Origin of the sequence: Pseudoalteromonas sp. APC 3495 (assembly GCF_030407645.1) — a bacterium.
Taxonomy (GTDB): Bacteria; Pseudomonadota; Gammaproteobacteria; order Enterobacterales; family Alteromonadaceae; genus Pseudoalteromonas; species Pseudoalteromonas tetraodonis.
The window spans coordinates 1-13,107 of the sequence record NZ_JASDDA010000031.1; the positions used below are offsets into that span (position 1 = coordinate 1).

The 13,107-nt window shown below is 42.0% G+C and carries 12 protein-coding genes; 8 read left to right on the top strand and 4 right to left on the bottom strand.

The annotated features are described in order from the left end of the window. Window positions 1-254 precede the first annotated feature (254 nt). A complete protein-coding gene (locus tag QL984_RS12720) occupies window positions 255-887 on the top strand; it encodes a 2OG-Fe dioxygenase family protein (RefSeq protein WP_013463817.1) in 633 nt (210 codons plus the stop codon). A 10-nt stretch (window positions 888-897) separates the two neighbouring features. Then, window positions 898-2,130, top strand: a complete 1,233-nt coding sequence (locus tag QL984_RS12725) for a cysteine desulfurase-like protein (RefSeq protein ID WP_128583489.1) — start codon at window positions 898-900, stop codon at window positions 2,128-2,130. A 151-nt stretch (window positions 2,131-2,281) separates the two neighbouring features. Here the strand turns inward: QL984_RS12725 and QL984_RS12730 are convergent, their stop codons facing one another. Continuing rightward, complete coding sequence (locus tag QL984_RS12730) at window positions 2,282-2,986, bottom strand: 2OG-Fe(II) oxygenase (RefSeq protein WP_024602232.1); 705 nt, start codon at window positions 2,984-2,986, stop codon at window positions 2,282-2,284. A gap of 31 nt (window positions 2,987-3,017) precedes the next feature. On the opposite strand from QL984_RS12730, the gene QL984_RS12735 reads away from it, so the two are divergent. Next, a complete protein-coding gene (locus QL984_RS12735; protein ID WP_024602231.1) occupies window positions 3,018-3,416 on the top strand; it encodes a thioesterase family protein in 399 nt (132 codons plus the stop codon). A gap of 7 nt (window positions 3,417-3,423) precedes the next feature. Here the strand turns inward: QL984_RS12735 and glpD are convergent, their stop codons facing one another. From glpD to QL984_RS12750, 3 genes are all read right to left on the bottom strand, one after another. Then, the gene (gene glpD, locus QL984_RS12740) at window positions 3,424-4,926 is read right to left on the bottom strand and encodes a glycerol-3-phosphate dehydrogenase (RefSeq protein WP_024602230.1); all 1,503 of its coding nucleotides are present in this window, start codon (window positions 4,924-4,926) and stop codon (window positions 3,424-3,426) included. A gap of 5 nt (window positions 4,927-4,931) precedes the next feature. Beyond that, window positions 4,932-6,437, bottom strand: coding sequence for a glycerol kinase GlpK (gene glpK, locus QL984_RS12745; RefSeq protein WP_024602229.1), 1,506 nt, complete (start codon window positions 6,435-6,437; stop codon window positions 4,932-4,934). A gap of 168 nt (window positions 6,438-6,605) precedes the next feature. Next, complete coding sequence (locus QL984_RS12750; RefSeq protein ID WP_013463823.1) at window positions 6,606-6,848, bottom strand: YdcH family protein; 243 nt, start codon at window positions 6,846-6,848, stop codon at window positions 6,606-6,608. Between the two features lie 231 nt (window positions 6,849-7,079). Here QL984_RS12750 and QL984_RS12755 point away from each other — a divergent pair, with 231 nt between their 5' ends. From QL984_RS12755 to astD, 5 genes are all read left to right on the top strand, one after another. Beyond that, window positions 7,080-7,661 (top strand): aminodeoxychorismate/anthranilate synthase component II, encoded by a 582-nt coding sequence (locus QL984_RS12755; RefSeq protein WP_013463824.1) that lies wholly within the window; start codon window positions 7,080-7,082, stop codon window positions 7,659-7,661. A gap of 45 nt (window positions 7,662-7,706) precedes the next feature. After that, window positions 7,707-8,867 (top strand): HDOD domain-containing protein, encoded by a 1,161-nt coding sequence (locus QL984_RS12760; protein WP_016900057.1) that lies wholly within the window; start codon window positions 7,707-7,709, stop codon window positions 8,865-8,867. A gap of 370 nt (window positions 8,868-9,237) precedes the next feature. Next, complete coding sequence (locus tag QL984_RS12765; protein ID WP_024602228.1) at window positions 9,238-10,443, top strand: aspartate aminotransferase family protein; 1,206 nt, start codon at window positions 9,238-9,240, stop codon at window positions 10,441-10,443. A gap of 84 nt (window positions 10,444-10,527) precedes the next feature. Next, window positions 10,528-11,544 (top strand): arginine N-succinyltransferase, encoded by a 1,017-nt coding sequence (astA, locus tag QL984_RS12770; RefSeq protein WP_013463827.1) that lies wholly within the window; start codon window positions 10,528-10,530, stop codon window positions 11,542-11,544. Between the two features lie 15 nt (window positions 11,545-11,559). Beyond that, window positions 11,560-13,029 carry a succinylglutamate-semialdehyde dehydrogenase gene (gene astD, locus QL984_RS12775; protein WP_024602227.1) on the top strand — a complete coding sequence of 490 codons (1,470 nt, stop codon included), beginning with the start codon at window positions 11,560-11,562 and terminating at the stop codon, window positions 13,027-13,029. The last annotated feature ends 78 nt before the right edge of the window (window positions 13,030-13,107 follow it).

Below are 13,107 nucleotides of genomic sequence, written 5' to 3' on the forward strand. Positions count from 1 at the left end.
ATTTCTAATATCGGATTTTGAAGCCATGGAAAGATCAGTCAAGTGATCATAAAAATATTCTTAACTGATCTGCATTACGCTTTGGCGGGTTTTTTATTGTCCAAATAAAATATTAGATAGTTAATGCTTAATTCGTTGCATGATTGTATTAACTTTCGTTAAATGTCGTCATTGATATGGTTAATAAAGCAAAAAATCCTCTCTATATGCATTAAAATCCTCGACAATATTATCATTATTATAAGCAGGATTTTATGACCGCATTAAACAACCAGAATTTACTGCAACTTCGTTTTATTAACCAAGCCAATATTGATTTGGTTAAGCCTTCTTTTGATAACTTACCTGCAAATCCTTATGCAGATGGTGCGTTTCGTAAACGCCGTTATTCAGTGGTTAAATTACAAAATGGTGAGCTTAATCTTCAAGCGACCAAAGCGTTTGTGCAAGACGATTCAATTAATACCTTTCAAGGTAATGTTGAGCGTACTTACGAAAACTTAGAGCAAAGCTTGCTTGAGTCTGAGGGTATGAAAAGCATTGTTAGCGAATTTGCAGCGATCACCGGCATTGACGCAGAGCGTGATATTGAAATTCACCAATTTAGAATGCTTGCCATTGATAGCGATACGCCAGCAGCTCCAGAAGGTGTGCATCAAGATGGGTTTGACCATGTGTGTGTATGTGGTGTTTCTCATGAAAATTTAGAAGGTGGTGAGCTATTGGTTTATGAAAACCAACAAGCTGAACCGTGTTTTAAAATGGAAATAAAAGACGGCATGTTTGCACTAATTAATGACCGTCAGGTATGGCATAACGCCACGCCAATGAACAAAATTGATGCTAACAAACCAGGTTACCTGGATTGCTTTGTACTAACTGCTTAAGAGAAATAAAATGAATTTAATGCAATTGCGCGCGCAATTTCCTGCTTTAATGCAAACTGTTGATGGCAAGTCACCGGTGTTTTTAGATGGGCCAGGTGGCTCACAAGTACCCCAGTCGGTACTCAGTGCCATGACCGCTTATTTAGGGCATTACAATTCAAACTTGGGCGGTGCGTTTTTCTCAAGTGACAAAACGGTTGAGCTGATGGCGAATGCGCGTCAAGCGGCGGCTGATTTGTTAAATGCGCCCAGTGCACAAAATATTGTGTTTGGCCCTAATATGACTAGCCTAACATTTAGCTTTAGCCGAGCAATTTCACGCAATTGGCAAGCAGGTGATGAAATTATAGTGACCAATGCTGATCATTTTTCAAATGTATCGTCTTGGCAGCAAGCCGCTGAAGATAAAGGCGCAGTGGTTAACACAGCGCTAATTAACGAAGCCGATTGTAGTTTAGATATGGCGCATTTTGAAAGCTTATTAAACGCTAACACTAAATTGGTTGCGGTTACGTATGCATCAAATACCACTGGCTCTATTAACGATATTAAACGTATTATAGAGCTTGCTCATAATGTGGGTGCGTTGGTGTATGTTGATGCGGTGCATTATGCGCCACATGAACTGATTGATGTACAAGCGTTAGATTGCGACTTTTTAGCTTGTTCTGCATATAAGTTTTTTGGCCCGCACTTAGGCATGGTTTATGGTAAAACTGAGCACTTAGAAGGGTTTACACCTTATAAAGTAGAGCCAGCAAAAGATGTTGCACCAGGTCGCTGGGAAACCGGCACACAAAGTTTTGAGGCACTTGCAGGCTTTATTGCGGCGGTTGATTACATAGCGGCGATTAGCGAACTTGATGACAGTCACTCACGCCGAGAAAAATTACGTGTTGCGTTTGCTAAAACAAAACAACATGAAATGGCATTGAGTGAATACTTTTTAACGCGTCTAGTTAACTACCCAAAAATTAAGTTGTTTGGTATAGACGATTTAGAGCGTTTGAGTGAGCGTACCCCTACGTTCGCACTGACCTTTGAAGGGTTAGAGCCTCGCCAAATGTCTGAATTTTTGGGTAAACACCATGTATGTGTATGGGATGGTAATTTTTACGCCCAAGGTTTATGCAAACAACTGGGTGTGCTTGATAAGGGCGGCGTAGTACGCATTGGTTGTATGCACTACAACACCATTGAAGAGATGGACACTTTGTTTGACTTGTTTGATGAGCTGATTTGAAGCTGTCAGCTATAAGCCGTCAGCTTTCAGTTTAATGCAAATACTTGACAGTAGTCAGCAGTTAGTTAATTTCTGACCGCTGACCGCTGACCGCTGACCGCTGACCGCTGACCGCTGACCGCTGACCGCTGACCGCTGACCGCTGACCGCTTTAGCTTTGTGGCGTTCCATAAATTTGCTCTGCTCGATTAAACAAAACCCATGAGGTTAAAATATACTTATCGTTTGATACTGGCTTATTGCCTCTATGTGTATGGGTAAAGTAGCCTGGGGCAACCACCATACTGCCTTTTTTAGGGGCTATTTTACGATTTTGATAATAAAACTCGGTTTCTCCGCCTTCTTCAACATCATTTAAATAAAACATAAATAACAACACCCGATGCAGTGCTTCATTATGCTGTAGCTGCGGATACACCTCACTGTGCCAATACGGATAACCGCCTTTATTTACTTCGTATTTTTGCGCTTGAATATTACCGAGTCTAAAAATTTGCTGTACCAATAAGGGGAGTTGTGGTTTACCTACCTCGTCATAGTTGGCGTGAGTTAAATCAACCGGTTGTCCTGTTTTTGGGTGATATACCTTTAAACCAAATGCCCCAATCATCATAAAAATATGTTCTTCAATGTAGTTGAAAACATACTGTGCAGTGGTTTGTTGAATATGTTTTAATTGTTCTGCGTATTCAGGATGATTGTTTAAGTATAAGTCGTGGCTATCTTTTTTATTAAGATCAACACCGCCCGATGTCATCCCTTGTTTAATATGCGGGCTTTGAGAAAAGGTAGTGATAAAGTTATCGCAAAATTCATTACTGAGCGCGTTGTCATACACGCGGATAAAGTCCGTCATGAGTTACCTGTTTAATTATTATTGGATTATTATGTTTACTGAAAAAGTGATGCCGCGTTTTAGCGAAACGGATGCACTCGGACACATCAACAATACCGTACTCCCCGTATGGTTTGAAGCGGCCCGAGTACCTATTTTTAAATTTTTTACGCCAGATCTAAATCCACACAACTGGAAGTTAATCATTGCTAAAGTTGAAGTGTCGTTTGTTGGCGAACTATTTTATGCCCATGAGGTGACAATTAACACCAGCATAGAGCAAATTGGCAATAGTTCATTTGTGATCCGCCAAGAAGCATGGCAGCAAGATAAGTGCTGCGCCATTGGTAAAACGGTGATGGTACGTTATGACTTTGTTAGTAAAACAAAGCAACCACTTTCGACTGATGAAAAAGCCGCATTAACACAGCACCTTGTAGCAGTTAGTTAATCGCAGCTTAACTATGACAAGCTGGATGTTTAGTTAAATATTGCCCCAAGGCAATGACTTGTTTTTCTGAAAAGCGCAGCCCAAGCTTTGTTCGTCGCCAAAGTATATCTGCGCTGGTTCTTGCCCATTCATGGTTTACTAAGTAATCAACTTCTTGCGCATACAGACCATGACCAAAGTGATAACCTAAATCGCCGATTGCTTGGCTGTTCCCCAGTAATTGATAACTAAGCGTGCCATAGCTGCGAACCATACGTTTTAAGGTGTCGATTGCCAGCCAAGGGTAGCTACTTTCTAACTGAGCGATAAGGTATGTTTGGTTACTAAAGTCGCCGCCTGGTAAAGGGGCATCTTTCGTCCACGAGCCACTCATCTTTGGGTAAAAAGGCACTAATTTATTGACGGCATTTTCTGCAAGCTTTCGATAGGTAGTAATTTTACCGCCAAACACACTTAATAAAGCGGCATGATCGGTGTCGTTGCTTAATATCAGCTTGTAATCACGGGTCACCGCTTGAGCATCTGTTGATTTGTCATCTAATAGTGGCCGCACCCCACTAAAGCTGTGCACAATATCGGCCGCGCTTATTGTGTTTTTAAAGTAATGGTTAGTGATACTGATAAGATACTGTATTTCTTGCTCACTAATTTTTACATCAGCAATATCGCCGGTGTACTCTTCATCAGTGGTGCCAATCAGTGAGTAATCTTGCTCATAAGGAATGACAAATACAATGCGGTTATCTTCATTTTGTAAAATATAGGCAACTGGCTCATCGTGGAGTCGGGGCACTACAATATGACTGCCTTTCACAAGGCGAATAGTGTGCGGTGTGGGCTGGGTAAATACATCTTCAAATAATGACGCGACCCATGGGCCTGCGGCATTTACAACACTTTTTGCCTTTATATTTAGGTGCTGCTTGCTGGCTTGTTGCTCTAAAATCACATCCCAATAATCTGCGTTACGCGTTGCTTTAATGCAGCGCGTGCGTGTTGCAATGGTAGCGCCTAAATTATGAGCCGCTTGGGCGTTTAAAATCACTAAACGTGCGTCATCAACCCAGCCGTCTGCGTATTCAAAGCCTTGGGTAATGCTGCTGTTAAGAACGCTATCGCTGTTAAACTCAATCGCCTTTGAAGCGGGTAAAGTATTACGCTTGGCTAGGTGGTCGTAAATAAATAACCCCACACGAATCATCCATGGCGAACGTAAATGTGCTTGGTGCGGCAGTCGAAAAGACAGTGGCCACATAATATGCGGCGCTTTTTTTAATAGCACTTCACGTTCACGTAATGCCTCTCTTACCAATCTAAATTGATAATTCTCTAAATAGCGTAGCCCGCCATGAATAAGCTTACTGCTATTAGAGGAAGTGGCTGAGGCTAAATCGTTTTGCTCACACAATAATACTTTTAAACCGCGACCACTGGCATCGGCAGCAATGCCAGCGCCGTTAATACCGCCGCCAATAATGAGTAAGTCATATTCGTTGTCGTGTGCGCTCATAGATTTTACTCACTCTCGCCGTCATTGCTATTAGAAAGTCTAACTTGTGCAATGCAATGTAGCCACTTTGCGTATAAATCGTTGCGCTCTTCACTGCTCATGGTTGGTTCAAAGCGACGATCGCTTTTCCACATGCTGGCAAGCTGCGCAGTTGATTCATACACCCCAGTTTGCAAACCGGCTAAGTAAGCAACCCCTAACGAAGTGGTTTCGGTTAGAGTGGGGCGCTCAACGCTTGCGCCTAAAATATTGGCTAAAAACGCCATTGCCCAATTATTGTTTGCCATGCCGCCATCAACTCTTAGAATACTAGGTCGGAGTCCGTCACCTTCCATAGCTTTTTGTAAATCTTTGGTTTGATAACCCACCGACTGCAAGGCAGCTGCAACAATAGTGCTAATGCCTGAGTCTCGGGTTAGGCCCAAAATTGCGCCTCGGGCATTTGCATCCCAATAGGGCGCACCTAAGCCTGTAAACGAGGGAACCAAGAATACCCCATGATCCAAGGGAACATCTTTGACGAGGGCTTCACTTTCACCTGCGTTTTCTAATAACTTTAAGCCCTCTACTATCCACTGCATGGTGGCACCAGCCATAAAAATACTGCCTTCAATCGCATAGGTGGGTTTGCCGTTGAGCCGATACGCAAGAGTGGTTAATAAACGATTATTTGATTTTAGTGCTTTATCACCAGTGTTAAGCATTAAAAAGCAGCCCGTTCCGTAAGTACTTTTTGCCATTCCTTCTTCAAAACAAGCTTGACCAATTAAGGCGGCTTGTTGATCGCCTGCTATACCGCAAATTGGAATTTCACCACCAAATAGCTCGCTTGCAGTCACCCCAAAGTCAGCCGCTGAGTCCATTACCTCAGGTAGCATCGACGCTGGAATATTAAATAAAGCCAGTAACTCTTCATCCCAGCATTGCTGATGAATGTTAAACAGTAATGTACGAGAGGCATTGGTAGCATCGGTTTTGTGAGCTTTACCGTTAGTGAGTTGCCATAGCAAGTAGGTATCTATCGTACCAAATGCTAGTTCACCTGCGTGTGCTTGCTCTTTAGCGCCTTTGACGTTATCTAAAATCCAACGAATTTTGGTTGCAGAAAAGTAAGGATCGAGTACTAAACCGGTTTTATCATTCACCATTTGTGTATGCCCAGCATGACGTAAATTATCGCAATAGTCACTGGTACGTCGGTCTTGCCACACAATCGCATTGTAGATAGATTGCCCGGTTTTTTTATTCCACACTAAGGTGGTTTCTCGTTGGTTAGCAATGCCAATGGCAATAATGTCGGCGGCAGTGACTTGTTGCTGCGATAATACGTTTTTAACGCTGCTTAATACGGTTTGCCAAATATCTACAGGGTCATGTTCAACCCAACCATTTTTCACAAAGTGTTGAGGGAAGGTTTGTTGAGCCGTGTCAAAAACCTCGGCATCTTTAGTGTATAAAATAGCTCGAGAGCTTGTCGTTCCTTGGTCAATCGAGAGTATGTATTTAGACATAAAAAATAGTGTTGTTTAATTTAGATAAAGACAGCTTGTCTTTAAGCTAAACGAATAGCAATGCTTTTGCACCATAATGGTTAAAATTATAGATGAGCGAAAGGTAGGAGAGGGAGGTGAACACTCAATTCTGGCGCCTACAATTTAATAGGCGCCAAATAACAACAATTAATTAGCATCCGTTAATTGTTGATGTAGCCAATCTTTTAATACCATTCTGTCGTGTTTTAACTGCTGCATGGCTTCGTCATCTATGGGTGAGTCTTGTAGCTCAAGTACTCGAATTTCTTTATCGATTTCATTGTATTGTTTTGCTTTGGTTGCAAAGTTTTCATCGTTTGCATTAAGTTTTGCAATAGTTTGCGTGTAATCAGGAAAATCTTTAGTTAATGAATGGTCTTCGCCTAACATAGGTTACTCCTTAAATGGCTGTTGCATAATACACGTCACGTTATATAAAAATGATCAGTGACTTGGGGTGTCCCCATACAACAGAGCTTGGGCTGATCTAAAATAAATCAACCGTTATTGGTTGTTAGTGTGTCTATTTATGTTTGCTGGGCTGCAAAACACTGACACCTGCAAAGGCTTCAGTTAGAATATGCCTGCGACAGGCCCTAATTACTTTGAGTACTTTATTACATGCTTTTAATGATCGATAACTATGACTCGTTCACCTATAACTTGGTACAGTATTTTCAGCGCTTAGATCAAGACGTGTTGGTAAAACGTAACGACCAAATAACGCTGAGTGAGATCAAACAGTTAAACCCAGATCATATTGTGATTTCTCCAGGACCTAAAAACCCGACTGAAGCGGGAGTGTCGTTATCTGTGGTAGAGCAGTTTAAAGGAGTTTATCCTATATTAGGTATTTGTTTGGGGCACCAAACCATTGCTCAAGTGCTAGGTGGTAAAGTAGTGCGAGCTAAACAGGTTATGCATGGAAAAACATCGCCTATTTATCATCAGCACCAAGGCATGTTTAAAGGCCTACCTAATCCACTTACGGTGTGCCGCTACCATTCATTAATTGTTGAAGCGCACTCATTGCCAAAGGAGTTAGAAGTAACAGCATGGACTCAAAGCATCGCTGGGCAGCGTGATGAAATTATGGGATTATTACATAACGAGCTCGCACTTGAAGGTGTGCAATTTCACCCTGAAGCGATTTTGACCGAGCAGGGCTTAGCTTTACTTGATAACTTTTTAACGCGCTTCTAGGCTTATACCTGCAAGCTATTTACTTTTTGCCCTAAGATAGAGCTTATGACCGACATATTGCAGCAACAGCGTATTGTTAATGTGCTAAACCAACGAGCGCATGATTTGCTACTGGGTCATAGTTTTGCCAATCAGCAAATTGGCTTTATTCATACCTTAGATCTTAATGACGGCAAACCCGTTAAAAAACGCACCTTATTAGAAGTAGAAGTAGCTGCGCAGCAAAAGCGCCAACAAAAAAGCTCTTCACATCAAAAGTTACAGGCTAAAACCAGTCAAAAACTCCATACCGTTATTGAAAGCGTGATTGCTAAACGTCTTGAAGACATCGATTTTGTGATTAAAGACACCATTGGCATAGAAGATAACGTGTGCGCCATACTCGATATACTGGCTACTCGCGCCGCCTCGGTTGGCCGTCTAGAGCCGCTAATTAACGATTTAAGTTGGTTGGGGCGAGAGCTGGTTACCTTAGTTAATTTACCTTTTTATCGTAAGCAACGCAGTAAAGGCACCTCAGTCAAAGTAGATACCCCAGCGTTGGCATTACGTTATTTGGGCTTAGACAACCTGCAACTGGTAGTGCCTACTTTTGCAGTGCGTCATTGGATGCCACATAGCACAGAACCATTCACGTTATTAAAACGCAGGTTAAAAGACAACACCATGTCGTGTGCCATTGCAGCGCAAACGCTTGCCCAGCTTAACGGGGTAAACCCAATGCATGCGTTTACATTGGGCATGTTACTGAATGTAGGGCAAATTGCTTTAGTGCGCTTATACCTAAAAGTGTTTGATCAGGTATGGCAGCGCAAAGTACTGCGTGCTCGTGAAGAAGGTGATAAAAACCTACACACCGCGCTATTAGAGCTAAAACCAGATCCGTTATTTTTAACAACACTGCTACACGAAAAATCACTGCTTGTCAGCGCCAAGGTCATAGAAACCATGTCGTTCAAATATTTGCCCTTTAACAGTGTTATGCAGCAGTTAGTGAATGGGGTTGAAAAGGGCGATAGTTTATTGCCATTATCGCAAGTGATTTTAAAGGCTCGCTGTTATTCTCAATATTTAAATTTAAAAGAGCACCAGCTGATTGAAGACGATGAATTACAAAGCTGGTTTAGCTATTATCAGTTCACTAAAAAAGAGTTAGATACCCTAAAAACAGGTAATTTTACTAATTTGGCACTTCAAATTGATTAAATCTGTTAATTTTTTTGCGACTATTCATTCACTTTAATTCTACTTATTCATGTGCAGTTGATTTATAAGCGCCATGCTTTTTTCGTTGTAGAGGCGCTCACTAAGGTAAATGCACATCATAATTAGCTCTCAAATAGTTATTCACTATCTATGAAATAATATCTTAAGCCCTTTATTTTAAAGGGGTACATGAAAGTTTTTGAAGAGACATCCCCCTAAATTTCTGAAATAATGAGCGCCTGAAAATTGAACCACAACGTAGTTTCAGGCAAATATACAGTTATTAATTTTTGCCGGCACATTTGGTTATTAACAATAATCACACCCCTATTCTACTGCTTTGTGATGCACACAATTAAGAGGAAATAAAATGACAGTCAATCGCGAATTATTTGATCACGTAATGGTTCCTAACTACGCACCTTCAAGCGTAATTCCTGTTCGAGGCGAAGGCTCTCGTGTATGGGATCAACAAGGACGAGAGTTTATCGACTTTGCTGGTGGTATTGCCGTTAACTGTCTTGGCCATTGCCATCCTGCATTAGTGGGCGCATTAAAAGAGCAAGGCGAAAAAATTTGGCATTTATCAAATGTAATGACCAACGAGCCGGCACTTCGCTTAGCTAAAAAAATGGTTGATGCGACATTTGCTGAAAAAGTTTACTTTGCAAACTCAGGCGCAGAAGCAAACGAAGCGGCACTTAAGTTAGCGCGCCGTTTTGCGCTTGATAAATTTGGCGCAGAAAAATCGCAAATCATCGCCTTTAATAAAGGTTTCCATGGCCGTACATTCTTCACCGTTACTGTAGGCGGTCAAGCAGCCTATTCAGATGGTTTTGGTCCTAAGCCAGGCGACATTGTTCATTGTGATTACAATGACCTTGCCGCATTTGAAGCACTGATCAGCGATAACACCTGTGCGGTAATGATGGAGCCAATTCAAGGTGAAGGCGGTATCATTTCGCCAACTGACGAATTTGCACAGGGCGTTCGCGATTTATGTACTAAACACAACGCACTGCTTATTTTTGATGAAGTACAATCAGGTGTTGGCCGTACAGGTGAGCTATACGCATACCAAGGTTTAAACGTAGTGCCTGATATTTTAACCTCAGCAAAAGCTCTCGGTGGCGGTTTCCCAATTGGCGCTATGCTAACAACCACTGATATTGCACAGCATCTTAAAGTGGGTACACATGGTTCTACTTACGGTGGTAACCCATTAGCGTGTGCAGTTGCAGAAGCTGCATTTGATACTGTAAATAACCCAGAAGTTTTAGCGGGCGTTAAAGCAAAGTCGGCGTTATTTACTGAGCTATTAAATGCCATTAACGACAAGTACAACGTATTTAGTGAAATTCGTGGCCAAGGTTTATTAATTGGTGCTGTGGTAAACGAGCAATACAAAGGCCGTGCAAAAGAGTTTTTAGTTGCCGGTACTGAGCATGGCTTAATGTCATTGGTTGCTGGTGCTGATGTGGTTCGTTTCACACCTTCTTTAGTAATACCAGAAGCGGATATTCGCGAAGGTATGGCACGCTTTGAAAAAGCAGTAGCCCACGTTGTAAATGCGTAATTGCTAATTCAACTTCTTTAGGGGCAAACGTAGTTTGCCTTGCAGTTCCTATTTACCGTTATATATAAGGGAGTAAGCGGATTCATGATGATCCTTCGCCCAATCCAAAAAAGTGATTATGCAGCTTTAGTAACCATCGCCGACGAGTCGGGACATGGCTTTACTTCTTTGCCTAATAATGAAGAGTTATTACAAAAGAAGATAGCGCATTCAGTTAACTCATTTACAAAAACGACATCACAACCAGGTGATGAGGGTTACTTATTTGTTCTTGAAGATACTGAAACTGGTGAAGTAGTCGGTACTTCAGGTATTGAAGCCGCAGTTGGCTTAGATGACGCATTTTATCATTATCATTTGAGTAAAGTGATTCACTCTTCGCGCACGCTAGATGTGTATAAAGCGGTAGATATTCTCACCCTTTGTAATGACTACACTGGGGCGACAGAGCTGTGCACACTGTTTTTAAAAAACGGCTATCGTAAAAATTGTAACGGTAAGCTGCTTTCAAAAGCACGTTTTATGTTTATAAAACAGCATCAACAACGCTTTGCACAAACCGTTATTGCAGAAATGCGCGGTGTATCTGACGAAAACGGTAGTAGCCCATTTTGGCAGTGGCTTGAAGAGCACTTTTTCTCTATGGACTTCCCAACGGCAGATTATCTGACGGGAATAGGGCAAAAAGTATTTATTGCTGAGCTTATGCCTAAATACCCAATTTACGTCAACTTATTGAGTAAAGACGCGCAAGCGGTTATAGGTCAAGTGCATGACAATACGCGCCCTGCAATTCAACTATTAAAAAGTGAAGGTTTTACTTTTAATGGTTACGTTGACATTTTTGATGCGGGCCCAACCGTTGAAGCAAAAGTAGATAACATTGCGACAATTCGTAATGCACAAAACTTTAGTGTTGAAATTGGCGAAATGACAGGCGATACCATGGTGTTGTTAGCCAATGACAAGCTTGAAGACTTTAGAGCAACCGTTGTTCCTATGACATTTGATTCGCGATCAAACAGCCTAGTGCTTACGCAAGAACTTGCTGATGCATTACATTTGAAATCGGGCGATTTTGTTACGGCTACCCCAGTTTAATTTAGGAGAAAGTATATGACTCATCCTGCACAATTTATTAATGGTCAATGGTCACCAGGCCAAGGCACCGAATTTAACTCAGTTAACCCTGCAAATAACGATGTTATATGGCAGGCATCAGCTGCAAGCGCTGAGCAAGTAGATAGCGCCGTAGCCTCTGCACGTGAAGCATTTTATAGCTGGGCTGATAAAAGCTTTGCGCAGCGCTTAGAAATTGTAAAAACCTTTGCTGCAACGTTAAAAGAGCATAGCGAAGAGTTGGCTGTGGCAATAGCTCAAGAAACAGGTAAGCCACTTTGGGAAACGCGTACTGAAGCGGGTGCCATGGTCGGAAAAATTGCCATTGCTGAAAAAGCATTTTTAGAGCGTACCGGCGACGTTGAAAACGCGATGCCGCAAGGCCGTGCGATGATCCGCCATAAGCCACACGGTGTTGTTGCTGTATTTGGTCCTTATAACTTCCCTGGGCATTTACCAAATGGCCACATTGTACCTGCACTTTTAGCTGGTAATACCGTGGTATTTAAACCCTCTGAACTAACACCTATGGTGGCTGAGCTAACCCTTAAACTATGGGAAAAAGCCGGTTTACCAGCAGGGGTTATTAACCTTGTACAAGGTGAAGTTGAAACAGGTAAAGCACTGGCGTCACACAAAGGCATTGATGGTTTATTCTTTACTGGGTCTTCTCGTACGGGTCATATTTTACATGAGCAGTTCGCAGGTCAACCAGGTAAGATTTTAGCGCTTGAAATGGGTGGTAATAATCCGCTAATCGTTAAAGATGCAGAAGATACGCTTGCTGTTGTGCACGATATTGTGCAATCTGCGTTTATCTCAAGCGGCCAACGCTGTACGTGTGCGCGTAAATTGTTTTTACCAACAGGTGCTAAAGGCGATGAAATTTTAGCACGCCTAATTACAGCCACTAAAGCAATCAAAGTTGGTAATTATGACGATGCTGACCAACCATTTATGGGCTCTATGATTTCAACGGCCGCTGCCGCTGGAATGGTTAAAGCACAAGATGAGTTAAAGGCCATGGGTGGCGAAGTGCTGGTTGAACTTGAGCATACAGCAAACACTGGTTTTGTTACACCGGGTATTATTGAGTGTACAAATATCAATGACTTCCCAGATGAAGAGCATTTTGGTCCGCTTCTAAAAGTATTCCGTTTTGATGACTTTGACCAAGCAATTGATAAAGCAAACGACACGAGCTTTGGTTTATCAGCAGGCTTACTCAGTGATAACCAAGCTGACTACGATCATTTCTTACGTCGTATCCGTGCGGGTATTGTTAACTGGAACCGTCCTATTACCGGTGCATCAAGTGCAGCGCCGTTTGGCGGTATTGGTGCCTCAGGTAACCACAGAGCAAGCGCTTATTATGCCGCTGACTACTGTGCATACCCTGTTGCGTCTGTGGAACTTGAAAAAGTAACCATGCCAGCAACACTAAGCCCAGGTTTAAAAATCGATTAATCGATTTTTTAAACTAGTAATAAATCACTAAAAAAGCAGCTTCGGCTGCTTTTTTTGTACTGCAATCTCACAAAGCTA

Bases quoted from the DNA above. Each gene is read 5' to 3' on its own strand.
- QL984_RS12720 (WP_013463817.1), top strand. From the start codon at position 255: ATGACCGCATTAAACAACCAGAATTTACTGCAACTTCGTTTTATTAAC.
- QL984_RS12725 (WP_128583489.1), top strand. From the start codon at position 898: ATGAATTTAATGCAATTGCGCGCGCAATTTCCTGCTTTAATGCAAACT.
- QL984_RS12730 (WP_024602232.1), bottom strand. From the start codon at position 2,986: ATGACGGACTTTATCCGCGTGTATGACAACGCGCTCAGTAATGAATTT.
- QL984_RS12735 (WP_024602231.1), top strand. From the start codon at position 3,018: ATGTTTACTGAAAAAGTGATGCCGCGTTTTAGCGAAACGGATGCACTC.
- glpD (WP_024602230.1), bottom strand. From the start codon at position 4,926: ATGAGCGCACACGACAACGAATATGACTTACTCATTATTGGCGGCGGT.
- glpK (WP_024602229.1), bottom strand. From the start codon at position 6,437: ATGTCTAAATACATACTCTCGATTGACCAAGGAACGACAAGCTCTCGA.
- QL984_RS12750 (WP_013463823.1), bottom strand. From the start codon at position 6,848: ATGTTAGGCGAAGACCATTCATTAACTAAAGATTTTCCTGATTACACG.
- QL984_RS12755 (WP_013463824.1), top strand. From the start codon at position 7,080: ATGCTTTTAATGATCGATAACTATGACTCGTTCACCTATAACTTGGTA.
- QL984_RS12760 (WP_016900057.1), top strand. From the start codon at position 7,707: ATGACCGACATATTGCAGCAACAGCGTATTGTTAATGTGCTAAACCAA.
- QL984_RS12765 (WP_024602228.1), top strand. From the start codon at position 9,238: ATGACAGTCAATCGCGAATTATTTGATCACGTAATGGTTCCTAACTAC.
- astA (WP_013463827.1), top strand. From the start codon at position 10,528: ATGATGATCCTTCGCCCAATCCAAAAAAGTGATTATGCAGCTTTAGTA.
- astD (WP_024602227.1), top strand. From the start codon at position 11,560: ATGACTCATCCTGCACAATTTATTAATGGTCAATGGTCACCAGGCCAA.